The sequence below is a fragment of the Sphingorhabdus sp. genome, from assembly GCF_044374345.1.
Taxonomy (GTDB): domain Bacteria; phylum Pseudomonadota; class Alphaproteobacteria; order Sphingomonadales; family Sphingomonadaceae; genus Sphingorhabdus_B.
Map to the genome: position 1 here is coordinate 1 of NZ_JBILOS010000051.1, position 14,683 is coordinate 14,683.

General features: G+C 56.1%; 13 protein-coding genes and 1 tRNA gene. 9 read left to right on the top strand and 5 right to left on the bottom strand.

The genetic code is table 11. From position 1 onward, the window contains the following. Positions 1 to 29: 29 nt before the first annotated feature. Entirely contained in the window at positions 30 to 503 is a 474-nt protein-coding gene (locus tag ACIQ5B_RS06680) for an outer membrane protein assembly factor BamE (RefSeq protein WP_333570116.1), read from the top strand. A gap of 60 nt (positions 504 to 563) precedes the next feature. Here the strand turns inward: ACIQ5B_RS06680 and ACIQ5B_RS06685 are convergent, their stop codons facing one another. Beyond that, on the bottom strand, positions 564 to 2,825 hold the full coding sequence (locus ACIQ5B_RS06685) for an NADP-dependent malic enzyme (protein WP_395628915.1): 2,262 nt from the start codon (positions 2,823 to 2,825) through the stop codon (positions 564 to 566). 101 nt (positions 2,826 to 2,926) lie between these two features. On the opposite strand from ACIQ5B_RS06685, the gene mutS reads away from it, so the two are divergent. Continuing rightward, positions 2,927 to 5,545, top strand: a complete 2,619-nt coding sequence (gene mutS, locus ACIQ5B_RS06690) for a DNA mismatch repair protein MutS (RefSeq protein WP_395628914.1) — start codon at positions 2,927 to 2,929, stop codon at positions 5,543 to 5,545. Here the strand turns inward: mutS and ACIQ5B_RS06695 are convergent, their stop codons facing one another. Beyond that, the gene (locus ACIQ5B_RS06695; RefSeq protein ID WP_397598339.1) at positions 5,546 to 6,811 is read right to left on the bottom strand and encodes a NupC/NupG family nucleoside CNT transporter; all 1,266 of its coding nucleotides are present in this window, start codon (positions 6,809 to 6,811) and stop codon (positions 5,546 to 5,548) included. A gap of 85 nt (positions 6,812 to 6,896) precedes the next feature. On the opposite strand from ACIQ5B_RS06695, the gene ACIQ5B_RS06700 reads away from it, so the two are divergent. From ACIQ5B_RS06700 to ACIQ5B_RS06725, 6 genes are all read left to right on the top strand, one after another. Further along, positions 6,897 to 7,580 (top strand): queuosine precursor transporter, encoded by a 684-nt coding sequence (locus ACIQ5B_RS06700; protein WP_397598340.1) that lies wholly within the window; start codon positions 6,897 to 6,899, stop codon positions 7,578 to 7,580. Then, the gene (argB, locus tag ACIQ5B_RS06705) at positions 7,570 to 8,460 is read left to right on the top strand and encodes an acetylglutamate kinase (RefSeq protein ID WP_397598341.1); all 891 of its coding nucleotides are present in this window, start codon (positions 7,570 to 7,572) and stop codon (positions 8,458 to 8,460) included. Before ACIQ5B_RS06700 ends, argB begins: the two co-directional genes overlap by 11 nt. Before the next feature lie 82 nt (positions 8,461 to 8,542). Then, positions 8,543 to 8,845: a YggT family protein gene (locus tag ACIQ5B_RS06710; RefSeq protein WP_397598342.1), complete on the top strand. Its 303-nt coding sequence runs from the start codon at positions 8,543 to 8,545 to the stop codon at positions 8,843 to 8,845. An 8-nt stretch (positions 8,846 to 8,853) separates the two neighbouring features. After that, positions 8,854 to 9,738, top strand: a complete 885-nt coding sequence (folD, locus tag ACIQ5B_RS06715; protein WP_397598348.1) for a bifunctional methylenetetrahydrofolate dehydrogenase/methenyltetrahydrofolate cyclohydrolase FolD — start codon at positions 8,854 to 8,856, stop codon at positions 9,736 to 9,738. Between the two features lie 4 nt (positions 9,739 to 9,742). After that, positions 9,743 to 10,429: a hypothetical protein gene (locus ACIQ5B_RS06720; protein WP_397598343.1), complete on the top strand. Its 687-nt coding sequence runs from the start codon at positions 9,743 to 9,745 to the stop codon at positions 10,427 to 10,429. Continuing rightward, entirely contained in the window at positions 10,426 to 11,049 is a 624-nt protein-coding gene (locus tag ACIQ5B_RS06725; protein WP_397598344.1) for a MarC family protein, read from the top strand. The genes ACIQ5B_RS06720 and ACIQ5B_RS06725 overlap by 4 nt, the downstream gene beginning before the upstream one ends. Here the strand turns inward: ACIQ5B_RS06725 and ACIQ5B_RS06730 are convergent, their stop codons facing one another. Then, positions 11,050 to 11,667 carry an LON peptidase substrate-binding domain-containing protein gene (locus tag ACIQ5B_RS06730; protein WP_397598345.1) on the bottom strand — a complete coding sequence of 206 codons (618 nt, stop codon included), beginning with the start codon at positions 11,665 to 11,667 and terminating at the stop codon, positions 11,050 to 11,052. It abuts the gene before it with no gap. Next, the gene (locus tag ACIQ5B_RS06735) at positions 11,664 to 12,593 is read right to left on the bottom strand and encodes a tetratricopeptide repeat protein (protein ID WP_397598346.1); all 930 of its coding nucleotides are present in this window, start codon (positions 12,591 to 12,593) and stop codon (positions 11,664 to 11,666) included. Before ACIQ5B_RS06735 ends, ACIQ5B_RS06730 begins: the two co-directional genes overlap by 4 nt. Before the next feature lie 163 nt (positions 12,594 to 12,756). On the opposite strand from ACIQ5B_RS06735, the gene ACIQ5B_RS06740 reads away from it, so the two are divergent. Further along, positions 12,757 to 12,831 (top strand) — tRNA-Gly (locus ACIQ5B_RS06740). 320 nt (positions 12,832 to 13,151) lie between these two features. On the opposite strand, the gene merB is transcribed toward ACIQ5B_RS06740, so the two are convergent. Then, complete coding sequence (gene merB, locus ACIQ5B_RS06745; protein WP_397598347.1) at positions 13,152 to 13,835, bottom strand: organomercurial lyase; 684 nt, start codon at positions 13,833 to 13,835, stop codon at positions 13,152 to 13,154. Positions 13,836 to 14,683 lie beyond the last annotated feature (848 nt).

The following is a 14,683-nucleotide window of genomic DNA, read 5'->3' on the forward strand; positions in this document are numbered from 1 at the left end:
CCAACTTTAGTGGATTAGCGGAGAAGTTTATGCGCGCGACGCAAATTGCAGGTTTTGCAGCATTATTGGCCGCTATGACATTGGCGTCTGGCTGCACCCGCCTTCGCTCGCATCAGGGCTATATTGGTGACCAGACCTTGCTGAACTCTATCCAACCCGGCGTCGACAACAGGGAATCGGTTCAGGCATCGCTTGGCCGCCCGACATTTGTCGGTCAGTTCGATCAAAACGACTGGTATTATTATTCACGCGACGCAAAGCAGCTGGCGTTCTCGCAGCCAAAGGCAGATTCGCAATATGTGCTGAAGGTCCGGTTTGACGCGGCCGGAAATGTCGCATCGGTTGCGCAAACGGGCAAAGAACTTATTTCAAAAATCAGCCCTGAAGGCGAAAAAACGCCGACGCTTGGCCGCAACAAGAGCTTCTTTGAAGAAATCTTCGGCAATATCGGTGCTGTCGGCGCAGGCAGTGGTCAAGGCTCAACGCCGAACAGCCCGAACTGATTCTGACGTAACATCACGATATCGAAAAGGCGGGGACCATCGCCCCCGCTTTCCTGCCGATTATTCGGTGACACCTGCCGCAGCAAGTACCGCCAAGGTCACCAGGTCGCCGGCGCTTGACGCCATTGTGGCCACCTGCACCTGACGCTCGATACCCAGCAGCATGGGTCCAATGACTTGGTCCCCGCCCAATTCGCGCAACAGCTTTGCCGACAGGTTTGCCGATTGCAGTCCGGGCATGACCAGCACGTTGGCTGGTCCGGACAAACGGCAGAACGGATAGTTTTTCATCAACGCTGGGTTGAGCGCAACATCCGGCGGCATGTCGCCTTCATATTCGAAGTCGGGGCGGCGGGCATCCAATATGGCAACGGCATCGCGGATATTATTGAGCCAGTTTCCAGCCGGGTTGCCGAAGGTTGAGAATGACAGGAACGCCACGCGCGGGACATGGCCCATGCGGCGGGCAACGCCAGCGGTTTTCTCGGCAATATGGGCAAGTTCTTCTGCTGTCGGGCGTTCGTTGACCGTGGTGTCGGCGATAAACACCGTATGTGTTTTTCCAACCATCACGTGAATGCCAAACGGTGTCGCATCCTTCTTGGCATCAAGCACACGGCGTAACTCGCGCAGGGTTTGACCAAAGGTACGCGTGACGCCCGTGATCATCGCATCAGCTTGATCCATCTGCAGCAGCAGTGCGCCAAAGATGTTGCGGTCGCGGTTGACCATTCGCTGAATATCACGGCGCAGATAACCACGACGCTGCAAGCGGCTATATAACCGGTCGACCATTTTCTCGACCAGTGGACTTTGGGCGCTGTTATGGATTTCATACTCGTCCGGATTGGCGCCGAGTCCGATCAGTTTTTCGGTAACGCGCGCATCGCGTCCGACCAGCACGGGAACGCCATAGCCATCTTGTTTGAACTGAACGGCGGCGCGCAACACGACGTCTTCTTCGGCTTCGGCAAAAATGACGCGCTTTGGCTTTGCCCGTGCGGCTGCATAAACTTGGGTCAGAACGGATGTCGTCGGGTTTTGACGCGCGCGCAGGCTCGCGCGGTAGGCGTTCATATCGGCAATCGGCTTTTGCGCGACGCCCGAATCCATTGCTGCTTTTGCCACGGCCGAGGCGACGATTTCCATGAGACGCGGATCGAATGGCGACGGGATGATATAATCACGCCCGAATTTGTGCATCATGCCGCCATAGGCTGCCGCCACTTCTTCGGGCACGGTTTCACGCGCCAATTGTGCCAAGGCATGCGATGCCGCAATCTTCATGGGTTCGTTGATCGTCGTGGCGCGCACGTCGAGCGCCCCGCGGAACAGGAAGGGGAAGCACAGGACATTGTTGACCTGATTTGGAAAATCAGACCGTCCCGTCGCAATGATCGCATCGGGCCGCGCGGCGCGCGCTACAGGTGGCGAGATTTCGGGATCGGGGTTCGCCATGGCAAAAATGATCGGCTCAGGGGCCATCGTCTTTACCATGTCGGCGCTCAACGCGTTGGCGGCGGAAAGGCCAAGGAACACATCTGCGCCGACGATCGCTTCTGCCAAGGTGCGCGTAGTGGTTTTTGCGGCATGCGCTGATTTCCACTGATCCATGCCTTCCGTACGGCCTTGATAAATCACGCCGGAACGGTCGCACATAATGACATTGTCGTGCGGGACGCCCATGCCTTTGATCAGCTCGGTGCAGGCAATCGCCGCTGCGCCTGCGCCATTGCAGACGACCTTTATATCTTTCAACGAACGGCCTGTAAGCTCACATGCATTGATCAATCCTGCCGCCGCGATGATGGCGGTGCCGTGCTGGTCATCATGAAAGACCGGAATATTCATCCGTTCTTTCAACGTCTGTTCAATGATGAAGCAATCGGGCGCGGCGATATCCTCAAGATTGATGCCGCCAAAGGTCGGCTCAAGAAGTTCGACCGCGTCAATGAAACGCTGTGCATCTTCGGTCTTCACCTCGATATCGATCGAATCAACATCGGCGAAGCGTTTGAACAGCACCGCCTTGCCTTCCATCACGGGCTTGGATGCCAATGCGCCCAAATTGCCCATGCCAAGAATCGCTGTACCATTTGAGATAACCGCGACGAGATTACCCTTTGCGGTATAATCATAGGCCGTTGCCGGATCGTCATAAATGGCCTGCACCGGCACTGCGACACCCGGCGAATATGCGAGCGACAAATCACGTTGCGTGGCCATTGGTTTGGTCGCCACGATTTCGATTTTCCCCGGGCGGCCTTGGGAATGGAAATCCAAAGCTTCCTGAGCTGTAATCTGGACATCGCTATCGTTCATTTTTGGCTTTGACCCTATTTTATAATATAAACTGCCCTAACGCGGTGGTGCCGCTAGGGCAAGCATTGCCCCGCAGGAACGGCTCCGCTATCGCATTGACCATGACGGGGACAATGAAAGCAACATCGGGACCGACACCAATGATGGTGCAGTATCTCGCGCTGAAGGCGAAGGCCGAGGATTGCCTGTTGTTCTACCGCATGGGTGATTTTTTTGAGCTATTTTTCGATGATGCGCGCGCTGCTGCTGCAACATTGGATATCGCGCTGACATCGCGCGGCGAACATGATGGTAGGCCGATTCCGATGTGCGGCGTGCCGGTGCATGCAGCCGAAGGCTATCTGGCGCGGCTCATTAAGGCCGGGCACCGCGTCGCGATTGCGGAGCAAACCGAAAGCCCCGAAGATGCCAAGGCGCGCGGCGGTTCCAAGACATTGGTGGCGCGCGACATTGTCCGGTTCGTGACGGCAGGCACGCTGACGGAGGACAGCTTGCTCGACAGCTGGACTTCAAACATGCTCGTCGCGGTCGCGCCGGTGGGTGACGAATATGGTCTGGCGGCAGCGGATATTTCGACCGGCTATTTCGAACTCGTCACCGTCGCGGCGAGCGCACTTGAAGCCGAGCTTGCACGCCTGTCCGCCAGCGAACTTGTTGTTCCGGATGGTTTGGCGCAACAACTTGCGGGCGCAATCATTCGTCCGCGCGCTGACTTTGAAAGCATCGTCGGCGGCGATCTGTTGAAGCAGCATTTTGCGCTTTCGACCTTGGATGCCATCGGTGCGGTCACGCGTGCTGAGCAGGCGGCCGCTGGCGGGCTCATCGCCTATCTGGCGCATGTCGGGCAGGGCAACATGCCCTTCCTTAAGCTGCCGGTCCGGCGTGAAGTGCATGCCCATTTGCTGATTGACCAAGCAACGCGCGACAGCCTGGAAATCAGCGCAGCGAACAAAGGCGCACGTGCCGGGTCATTACTGGCTGAGGTTGACCGCACGATAACGGGTGCCGGCGCACGCCAGCTGGCGTCAGACCTGTCTGCGCCATTGATGGACCAAAATATCATCGAAGCGCGTTTGTCGCTGGTGCAGTGGTTCCATGACGCGCCGTTGACCCGCGATGCCGTCCGGTCCGCTTTGCGGCAATTGCCGGATATCGCTCGCGCATTGGGACGTGTCGTTGCCGGACGCGGCAGTCCACGTGACTTGGGGCAAATTCGCGATGGGTTGGATGCCGCGCGCCATCTGCGGGAGCGATTGGGCGCCATGGCCGACCGCCCCCAATTGCTCGACCAATTGCTGCCGATGTTGGATGGCCACGGCCATATGGTGGACATACTCAGCCGTGCGCTTGTTGCCTCCCCGCCCACTGACACCGCGCAGGGCGGTTACATTGCAGAAGGCTATGATGCGGCGTTGGACGTGCTGCGTTCGGCTGGCCGTGACGGGCGGCAGGCGATTGCCCAATTGGAGGCGCGCTATCGCGATTCGACCGGCGTGGCTGCGCTTAAGATCCGGCATAATGCCGTTCTGGGATATTTTGTCGAAGTACCCGCCAAGCATGGCGATGCGCTCATGGCAGCCGGGTCAGGCTTTGCGCACCGGCAAACGATGGCCGGCGCTGTCCGCTTCAACTCGCCTGAGCTTCATGAAGAGGCCATGCGCATCACACAGGCCAGTGGACATGCCTTGGCTGCTGAAGCCGCGCATTTGGAGGAGCTGACCGCGATTGTGCTCACGCGGCGGGATGCCATCGCCGCCAGCGCCGACGCCTTGGCGCGGATCGATGTTTCGGCGGCGCTTGCGGAACGGGCTGCAGAGGGCAATTGGTGCCGTCCATCTTTTGTTAGCCACCCATGCCTTGAAATCGAAGGCGGCCGACATCCGGTGGTCGAAAGTGCGCTCGCGAAATCGGGCGACCGGTTCATTGCCAATGATTGCAAGCTGTCGCCCGATAAGCGGCTGTGGCTGGTCAGCGGCCCCAATATGGGCGGTAAATCGACCTTCCTGCGGCAGAATGCGTTGATCGTTTTGCTGGCACAGGCCGGAAGCTATGTCCCCGCGACATCGGCCAAGCTTGGCCTTGTTGACCGCCTATTCAGCCGCGTCGGCGCGTCGGACAACCTTGCGCGCGGCCGGTCGACCTTCATGGTCGAAATGGTCGAAACGGCGGCCATTCTTGCGCAGGCAACCGAACGCAGCTTTGTGATTTTGGATGAGGTTGGCCGCGGCACATCGACCTATGATGGCCTTGCCATTGCATGGGCGGTTGTCGAAGGTATTCACGAAACCAATCGCTGCCGCTGCCTGTTCGCAACGCACTATCACGAACTGACCCGGTTGTCGGACAGCCTCGATGCGCTATCGCTGCACCATGTCCGTGCCAAGGAGTATAAGGGCGACCTCGTCTTGCTCCACGAGCTTGGCGATGGCCCCGCTGACCGCAGTTACGGTATCGCGGTGGCAAAGCTTGCCGGGCTTCCGCCGCAAGTTGTGTCGCGGGCAAAGACCGTGCTGGAGAAACTCGAAAAAGGGCGCGCCGAAACAGGCGGTCTGGCCGCGGGTCTGGGTGACCTGCCATTGTTTAGCGCCGCGCTCGACGCTGCCGAAGCCAAGGTCGATGCCTTGCGTGAAAAGCTGACTGGCCTTGATATCGACGCGCTTAGCCCGCGCGCTGCGCTTGACCTGCTTTATGAATTAAAGCGGGCAGCTGGCGAAAATTAACTAGCCCAAAGACAGGAACAAACCAGCCAGCGCCGCGCTCATCAGGTTCGAAAGCGATCCGGCAGCCAGCGCTTTCAAGCCCAGCTTGGCAATCATAGGCCGCTGGTTTGGCGCAAGGCTTCCCGTCACGGCCATTTGAATGGCAATCGAACTGAAATTGGCAAATCCGCACAAGGCGAATGTGACGATGCCGACCGTTGGTACGGAGAGTTCTTTCAGTGCGCCCAAATCAATGAAGGCGACGAATTCGTTCAGAACGATTTTGGTGCCGAACAAGCCGCCGGCCTGAATCGCTTCATGCCACGGCACGCCCAATAGGAACATTACGGGCGCAAAAGCATAGCCAACAATTTGCTGGAAACTCAGGTCCGGCTGACCAAACCAGCCGCCGATGCCACCCAATATGCCGTTGGCCAGCGCGACTAAGGCAACGAAAGCCAGGACCATCGCGCCAACCGCCACCGCCAGCTTAACGCCGGTTTGTGCGCCTTGGGCAGCGGCCATGATGATGTTGGCAGGTTTTTCGTCGCCATCATCATGGACCATGACCGGTTCATCATCAGGGTGCGGGTTGGCGAGCGCAGGATCGCCCTCGGCCAGCACCACTGCGGGCATGTCGGGCATCATCAACTTCGCCATCAAAATTCCGCCCGGCGCGGACATGAATGCTGCTGCGAGCAGATAATCGATGCGGATGCCCATGGATGCGTAAGCAGCCAATATGGTGCCGGCAACGCCCGCCATGCCCACGGTCATGACGCAGAAAAGCTGTTCCGGTTTCAAGCTGGCCAGATAGGGGCGGATGACCAGTGGCGATTCTGACTGGCCCACGAAAATATTGGCCGCAGCGCACAGGCTTTCGACTTTTGAAATGCCGGTAATCTTTTGCAAACCGCCACCGATCCAGCGGATGACATATTGCATGATGCCCAGATAATAGAGGATCGAGATCAGCGACGCGAAGAAGATGATGACGGGAAGCGCCGCAATCGCAAAGCTGTTGCCGCCGATTTCGGGAGAGGCGAGTGGACCAAAAATGAATTCTGTGCCCTTTGCCGAATAGCCAAGCAGGTTCGAAACGCCGGTAGATGCGGCATTGAGCGCGACTTTACCCCATGAGGTGTAGAGGACGAGGGCAGCGATGCTTGCTTGCAAGGCAAAGGCTGCGCCAACCACGCGGAACTTGATGGCGCGCCGATTTGACGAGAGCAAAATGGCGATAGCGAGAATTAAGGCCATCCCAGCAACGCTCAATAAAATATGCATAAAATCCCCACCCTGATATATTGCAGCGATACCTAGCGCCATCGTTGGCCTTGCGCCAATAAAATTAGACGCTAGTCAGTTTCATATGACTGACCAGACTACATCACGCGCGACCGAGGGAGGTATCCCGAAATCGCTTTTTATGTTCTCAATCATTTACGGCGGCATGGTGTGCATTGCTGGCGTGCTTGGAAATAAACAAGTTTCTTTAGGGCCGCTGGCGGTAGAAGCGGGCATCTTTCCGTTTCTTTTGCTGGTCATCCTTTCCAGCGCGGTGGCAGCTTTGCACGGCAAGATTATTGCGGACCGATTGGTCAAATATGGCTTCATTCCCTTGATCGCGTCGATATTGCTCGCTTTGCTTGTGCTTTCATTGCCCCCGTCACCGAAGATGGACGGCAAATATCTTGATGCGTTCAACACCATGATGGGGCAGACGCCGCGTATTTGGGTCGCAGGCATCGTTGCATATGGCGTGTCGCAAATGCTCAACGTCTATCTGTTCGATCGCTTGAAAAGCACCGTAGGTAAATATGTCGCATTGCGCGGCGCCATCGCCGCGGTGCTATCGCAGATCATCGACACCTTATTGTTCGTAAGCATTGCCTTTTATGGTGTGTTTCCGATCACGGACTTGCTGCTCGGCCAAATGCTGGCCAAGGTCGTGTTGAGCATGATCATGGTGCCAGTGCTCATCACATTCTTTGTTAGCTACGGCCATAGGCTGGATGGTACGGACGCCAAGGCCGTTGGTCCGCATGACGATTAATCCCGCCAACCTGGCCAAAGCGGAAACGCTTACCGAGGCTCTGCCTTATTTGCAGCGTTACGCGGGCAAGACCTTTGTCGTAAAATATGGCGGCCATGCGATGGGCGATGCTGGTTTGGCGCGCGATTTCGCCGATGATGTTGTGTTGTTAAAAGCCGTCGGCATTAACCCCGTCGTCGTTCATGGCGGCGGCCCGCAAATCGGTGCCATGCTCAAAAAATTGGGCGTTGAAAGCCAATTTGTCGATGGTTTGCGCGTCACCGACGCTGAAACGGCGAAGATCGCTGAAATGGTGCTTTCAGGCGCGATCAACAAAGAACTGGTCGGCTGGATCAACGCAGCGGGTGGCAAGGCGCTTGGCATATCCGGCAAAGACGGCGGCTTTGTTACCGCAACGAAGGTTCAGCGGACGCAGAAAGATCCGGACAGCCATATCGAACGCAATATCGATTTGGGTTTTGTCGGCGAACCGACGACGGTCGACCGCAGCGTTATTGATACGATCAGCGCCGCCGGCATGATTCCGGTCATTGCGCCCATTGGCGTCGGCGCAGACGGGCATACCTATAATATCAACGCCGACACTATGGCGGGCGCAGTGGCGAGTGCGCTTGGTGCATCGCGGCTGTTCCTTTTGACCGATGTTGCCGGCGTGCTCGACAAATCGGGCGAGCTGCTGACGGATCTGGATCCTGCGGCGATTGCCAAGCTGCAAAGTGATGGCACGATTAGCGGCGGCATGATTCCCAAAATCCAGACCTGCGTTGATGCGGTCCAATCGGGCGTGGACGCAGCGGTCATCCTCGACGGGCGCACGAGCCATGCGATGTTGATCGAAATGTTCACTGTGAAGGGTGCGGGCACGCTGATCCATAAGTGAAATCGGCCATTGCTGTTTTAGGGTGTTGATACAGCGCCTTGGCTCGGCTAATTGCCAACGCCAGACCTATCCGGAGAATATCATGCTTCTCGCGCTCATTTCCATTATTGGCTATCTGATGACGATCCTGTCGACGGTTGTCATCGTTCAGTTCATTTTGAGCCTGCTTCTCGCGTTTAACGTTGTCAGCCTTTCGAACAATATTGTCTCGTCAATCTGGCAAGCGCTGAATGTCATTCTTGACCCATTTTTAAGGCCCATCCGCAAAATCCTGCCTGACACCGGCATGATTGATTTTTCTCCAATGGTATTGCTGATCGGGCTGCGCATTCTGCAGATGCTTCTGATGGGCCTTGCCAGTGATATCTCAATGGCGGGCATGTGAGCACAGCTATGATCATTGATGGCAAAGCCTTTGCAGCCAATTTGCGCCAACGGATCGCAGCTTTAGTCCCTGCTTTTGTGACCAAAACAGGCAGAAGCCCTGGCCTTGCAGTTGTGCTGGTGGGCGAAGACCCTGCAAGCCAAGTCTATGTCGGGTCCAAGAAAAAGGCGACGGTCGAAGCGGGGATGGAAAGCTTTGAACATAAGCTGTCCGCTTCGGTTTCGCAGGATGAACTGATCGCGTTGGTCGAAACACTCAATGCAGATCCGGCTGTTGATGGTATCTTGGTTCAGCTGCCCTTGCCGGCGCATATGGATGACAAGGCGGTCATTGCCGCGATTGACCCTGCCAAGGATGTCGACGGGTTCCATGTGGTCAATGCAGGGCGGCTTGCGGTGGGTGAGGATGCTTTTGTGCCGTGCACGCCTTTGGGCTGCCTCATGCTCTTAAAAGACCATATGGGCGATTTGTCCGGTAAGAATGCTGTCGTGATTGGACGTTCCAACATTGTTGGCAAACCAATGGCGCAATTGTTGCTCGCTGAAAATTGCACCGTCACCATCGCGCACAGCCGCACGCAGGATTTGTCCGATGTGGTGCGGCGCGCGGATATTGTTGTCGCAGCCGTCGGCCGCGCTGAAATGGTGCGGGGCGACTGGTTGAAACCGGGCGCAGTGGTCATCGATGTCGGCATCAACCGCCTTGCGCCTGCTGATGGGCAAAGCAAGGGCCGGCTGGTCGGCGACGTTGCCTTTGATGAGGCATTACATCATGCTGGCGCAATCACACCTGTGCCGGGCGGCGTTGGCCCCATGACGATTGCGTGCCTGTTGCGCAACACTCTGGTCGCCGCGCATCGCCGTGCAGGGATCATAGTGCCGGAAGGCATATGACCGCATGAAACCTATTTTCGCCCTCACACTTGCTGCGGCGTTAACGGGTTGCGCCTCTGCCCCGGCTCCAGAGTTTCGCGGTTTCCAACCCAAGATTGCCAATCCAAGTGCGATCATCGCGGCGGACATCGCGTTTAACCAGCTTGCCCAACAAAAGGGCCAGTGGACGGCATTTCGCGAAACGGCTGCAAAGGATGCGGTGATGTTTGTGCCGCAACCTGTCGCTGCGTCCGAATGGCTAAAGGGCAAGGCTGATCCGATGGCATCGGTGAAGTGGCAACCGCATAAGGCATATATGTCCTGCGACGGCAAAACCGGCGTCACGACAGGCGCATGGCAACGGCCCGATGGCTCGACTGGCTATTTCACCACCGTGTGGGAATTTGTCGAAACGAACAATCGCGGCGATGGCGAATGGAAATGGGTGCTGGATCATGGCGACGCCCTAACCGCGCCGCGCATGGCGAAGGAAATGATTGAGACCAAGGTTGCGAGTTGCAAGGGCCGTGCGCCCGCAATGCCGCTGGCGCCACCCGAGGGCGCGAAAATGAAGATCGGTTATGCGCGGGATCAGTCACTAAGCTATAGTTGGGTCGTGCACCCAAATGGCGCGCGCACCATTGAAATCAAATTGTGGAACGGTGAAGCGACGGAGACCGTGATTACCGATCAGGTGGCCGCTTCATTATGATGGAGCTGTTCCTCTCGGCCTTCATCACATTTTTCGTGGTGATCGATCCTCCGGGATGCGCGCCAATTTATGCGAGCCTGACCAAAGGCGCAAATGCCGCGCAGCGCCGCAATATGGCGTTTCGCGCCGTCATCGTCGCGTCGGGCATATTGTTGGTGTTTGCATTGTTTGGCGAACAATTGCTCTCGGCACTGCACATTGAACTGAACAGCTTCCGAATCGCTGGCGGCATCATGCTGTTCCTCATCGCCATCGACATGGTTTTTGAAAAGCGCACCGAACGCCGCGAAGAACGCGCGCAGAAAATCCTCGATACCCCCGAAATAGAAGACGTTTCGGTCTTTCCTATGGCCATGCCTATGATTGCTGGGCCAGGCTCCATCGCATCGGTCATGCTGTTGATGTCGCAAAATAGCGGCATGGATCGCGCAGGCGTGATCCTTGGCGCGCTTGCCACCGTGTTGGTGCTCACCTTGCTGGCGCTTCTGGCTGCTGGCCCGATCATGCGGGTGCTGGGCGCAAATGCAGAGGCTGTTATCACACGGCTTCTTGGTGTACTCCTCGGCGCGCTTGCAGCGCAGTTTGTCATTGATGGATTGCGCGCAAGCTTCGCCGGCTGATTACTGCAGCGTTACCCGGTCGTCCGATCCGTCATGCCGTCCGAAAAATTGCATCAATTGCACGATCGTATCTGCGCGGTCTGACAAGCCCCGTGCCTCCAACAAGGCCTGTTTTGCGGCATAGTCAAATGGCGCGATTTGGGCGATGGCGTTGACCAACGAATAATCATCCAGCTGCGACACTGCACTCCAATCGACACTATAGCCCTGCGCTTCGGCAAAGCGGCGCGATTCGATTTCGAGTGAGGCGCGTTCCGCCAGCGATAGGGCGTCGCCAATTTCGTCTTCTTCCCAAAGCTCGGCTTCGACCTGCCGAAAGTTGGTGGTGACATTCAGCTCATGCACGATCGAAAAGCGCTGCACGCCTTCCAGAATGATATTGTACCTGCCATCGTCGAGCGCCTCGACATCATGGATACGAGCAAGACAGCCGACGGTGAACAGCGGCGGGTTGGCGCCTTGGCCTTTTGGCTGGATCATGCCGATTTTGCGGTCACGCGCTAGCGAATCGCCGACAAGGTCACGGTAGCGTGGCTCAAAAATATGCAGGGGCAATTGCATACCCGGAAAAATAATGGCCCCGGTGAGTGGGAAAATCGAGATACGGCGCGTGGTCATCCGAACAAGATCGCAGACAATTTGCGGCGTGTTGAAGACACCCATGGGTCTTCAAGGCCAATCACGGCAAATATTTCCAGCAGCCGCGCCTTTGCCGCGCCGTCATTCCATTCGCGGTCCGCTGCAATGATATGCAGCAGCGCTTCGGCGGCGCCATCGCGATCACCAGCCGCCATTAACGCATTTGCGAGATCAAGCCGTGCTTGATGGTCTTCGGGCGCTGCATCAACGGCTGCTTTCAAACCCGCCAATTCTTCCGGCGGGACGGCAGCGGCGGCAATGCTCAATATCGATCCCGCCTTTTCAAGTGCAGGATCGGCGCGCAGTTCGTCGCTCAGGCTATCATAAACCGCCTGTGCCTCTTCCAGACGGCCAATCGCGGCCAGAGTCCGGATGAGGCCCGACAATGCGGCAGGATGCTCCGGCGATATCGTCAGCGCCTCTGCAAACAGCCCATAAGCCTGCTCGGCATCATCATGCGCCAAAAGATCTTCTGCAGCCTCAATCAGCGGCAACAGGGCGGCTGTGGGGTCATCCGCAACCGGGCCTGCGGATATCGGCAGTTTCTCAAGCAGCTGGTCCAGCATTTGCTTCAACTGCGGTTCGGTGCGTGCTGGTGACAGGTCCGCAACGGGCTGTCCCTGAAAAATGGCATAGACAGTGGGAATCGAACGCACCTGAAACTGTGACGCGATGAACTTATTTTCGTCGACATTGATCTTGGCCAAAACGACGCCGCGATTGGCATATTCCGCAGCAACCTTTTCCAATATTGGCGTCAACTGCTTGCATGGGCCGCACCATTCGGCCCAGAAATCCAGTATCACCAATTTGTCCATCGACGGCGTAACTACGTCGTTCCGGAATTGCTCAACGGCTTTTTGCTCGTCGGTGGTAAGGCCCATCGTCGCCACTGCATTCTCCATTCACAGGATTCGTTTCCCCCCTATGCGGGCAAAGAGACGGGTTTCACAATAGAGGCATTACCCCAGTTTTCGCAAAAAGCCGATATTTGGGGCTTGCGGGGGAATATACCCCATGCTAACGGCGCGCCTCACCCGTCAGGATTTAAAGAACCTGACCGCCAGAGCGGGCGTAGCTCAGGGGTAGAGCACAACCTTGCCAAGGTTGGGGTCGAGGGTTCGAATCCCTTCGCCCGCTCCAGTTTTCCTAGGAAAATCAAGGACTTACAAAATAGTCCTTTTCGAGTTTCCCCCAAAAAACCTATAAACGGATCATAAACGGATTTAGTCGTTTTTGAGGGACGTTGATGGACTCTGCTGGAACAACGCCAAAAACTGGGAATCGGGCGACGCCATCGCTAGGGTGAAAGATCGCTCTAAGTCGATCGCCCTTAGCGAATCCTGACATTGCTAGATTATGGTTTGTTGATACGGAAAACCGCTGGGAAACTGGGTGTGTCACTCTCGACTGTTCAGCGGGTTAAGATGGAGAAGTTGACCTGCTTGGGGTGGCGTGGACACTTACGCATCCAATCGCCAAAACGGGTCTGTAAAACCGTGTTTCAAAAACAGTTCTTTTGCTTCCTCGACCGTTCGCTTCTTCCAAGGCGTACGAAGATAATCTCCATACCAATCTGCCGCAAAACTCCACATTTTTGGTAATGGAACAACGGCGCCCAGTGGAAGGTCGTGGCGAGCGCACCAAGCGTTGATATCTGCTGTTGAACGGAACGGTTGAAATGAAGCGCAGGCATGAATGACATTGTCCCACCATTCACTAACGGGTGTCGAAAGGTGTAATAGGAGTTCTTCTTCTTGAATTTTGCCGTTGGTCACATGGATTACGATGGGTTCCTGTTCACCACCCATGCGCGTGTGAATTTCAACATCTTGCTCAAGCGCTGCCGCTATACCCATGCCACAATACACGCAGTTTGCCCACCATCCACGATCGCCCGATTGCACCCAGCAAGAACCCGGCGAAAGGGCGAATGGATGCACGACCCATGGTTTGCAACGATGCGGATGCAATTGCAAAGCGTGCGCTTCATGCAGTTGCTGTAGAGTCTGCTCTATTGTTTCGACAGTTTCGCCCAAGCGCTCTGATAAAATTTGATTGCTTGGCGCGTATCCCATTTCTGCAATGCCGCGCGTGAGTGCGCCCCGAACAGAAAAATGCAAAGGTGTAAGTGTGACATCGCCCATTTCAGGTTTTTGCGTAACTATTCGTTGTGATGCAAACTCTTATTTTTAACAGGTCACCGCCCATTTCGAAATGCGTTTATGCCGTCGGGTCGCAATGCTAGTTTTTGTAAACGTAACATAAACGGATTTGCACAAGTCCATAATTGTTGTTGTATATCAATATATTGCTGTAGACCGGTCACTTGCCAAGGTTGGGGTCGAGGGTTCGAATCCCTTCGCCCGCTCCAATGATTTCAATGACTTAGGTGATAACGCCTTTGCTGCCCAAAGCGGGTTTGCAGCGTGCGTTTTAATCAGCGTTCTGATTAGAACGCCCGCGTAAAAATCTTGGAAATTCAGTGTTTAAGTCGGCCTGGGATGCGGCATTGCCGGTTTACGCGATTGGCACCGCGCTCATCTTTGTGTTCGGCTCGCTCCTAAAAACGGATGAGCGACGATCATCCGTAACGCTTTGGGACCGGTCCGCGCAATCCCAAACCCCAAATAAGCTGCTTTCGCCCGGGTAGAGCCGTTGGCGTCGGACACCGTTTGCCAGCGTTCCAATTGGAACAGTCTATTTTGGCTGAAAGCCTAATCGGCCGTCGTCCTGGATCAGGTGCCATGGCAGATTTTGGGCCGGAACGGGACTGCCTGCTCTTGGCAATTAAACGCTGAAAGCTGCTAGTCATTTTTCAAGACCACGTACTACTTCGGTGTTTCTGCGTGTAGGCGGGTTTATGGTCGGTTGAGAATTTAGATGGCTGATATCTACCTTCTGTCCCTAACCCAGCTATAGCTCAGCGTTCGCCGATATAAGGGCGCACGCCTCTTGTTCCGAAACAACCTCGGCATATTTGGCCTGTAAGTCG

Coding starts and splice junctions, on each gene's coding strand:
- ACIQ5B_RS06680 (WP_333570116.1), top strand. CDS start 30: ATGCGCGCGACGCAAATTGCAGGTTTTGCAGCATTATTGGCCGCTATG.
- ACIQ5B_RS06685 (WP_395628915.1), bottom strand. CDS start 2,825: ATGAACGATAGCGATGTCCAGATTACAGCTCAGGAAGCTTTGGATTTC.
- mutS (WP_395628914.1), top strand. CDS start 2,927: ATGACGGGGACAATGAAAGCAACATCGGGACCGACACCAATGATGGTG.
- ACIQ5B_RS06695 (WP_397598339.1), bottom strand. CDS start 6,811: ATGCATATTTTATTGAGCGTTGCTGGGATGGCCTTAATTCTCGCTATC.
- ACIQ5B_RS06700 (WP_397598340.1), top strand. CDS start 6,897: ATGACTGACCAGACTACATCACGCGCGACCGAGGGAGGTATCCCGAAA.
- argB (WP_397598341.1), top strand. CDS start 7,570: ATGACGATTAATCCCGCCAACCTGGCCAAAGCGGAAACGCTTACCGAG.
- ACIQ5B_RS06710 (WP_397598342.1), top strand. CDS start 8,543: ATGCTTCTCGCGCTCATTTCCATTATTGGCTATCTGATGACGATCCTG.
- folD (WP_397598348.1), top strand. CDS start 8,854: ATGATCATTGATGGCAAAGCCTTTGCAGCCAATTTGCGCCAACGGATC.
- ACIQ5B_RS06720 (WP_397598343.1), top strand. CDS start 9,743: ATGAAACCTATTTTCGCCCTCACACTTGCTGCGGCGTTAACGGGTTGC.
- ACIQ5B_RS06725 (WP_397598344.1), top strand. CDS start 10,426: ATGATGGAGCTGTTCCTCTCGGCCTTCATCACATTTTTCGTGGTGATC.
- ACIQ5B_RS06730 (WP_397598345.1), bottom strand. CDS start 11,667: ATGACCACGCGCCGTATCTCGATTTTCCCACTCACCGGGGCCATTATT.
- ACIQ5B_RS06735 (WP_397598346.1), bottom strand. CDS start 12,593: ATGGAGAATGCAGTGGCGACGATGGGCCTTACCACCGACGAGCAAAAA.
- merB (WP_397598347.1), bottom strand. CDS start 13,835: ATGGGCGATGTCACACTTACACCTTTGCATTTTTCTGTTCGGGGCGCA.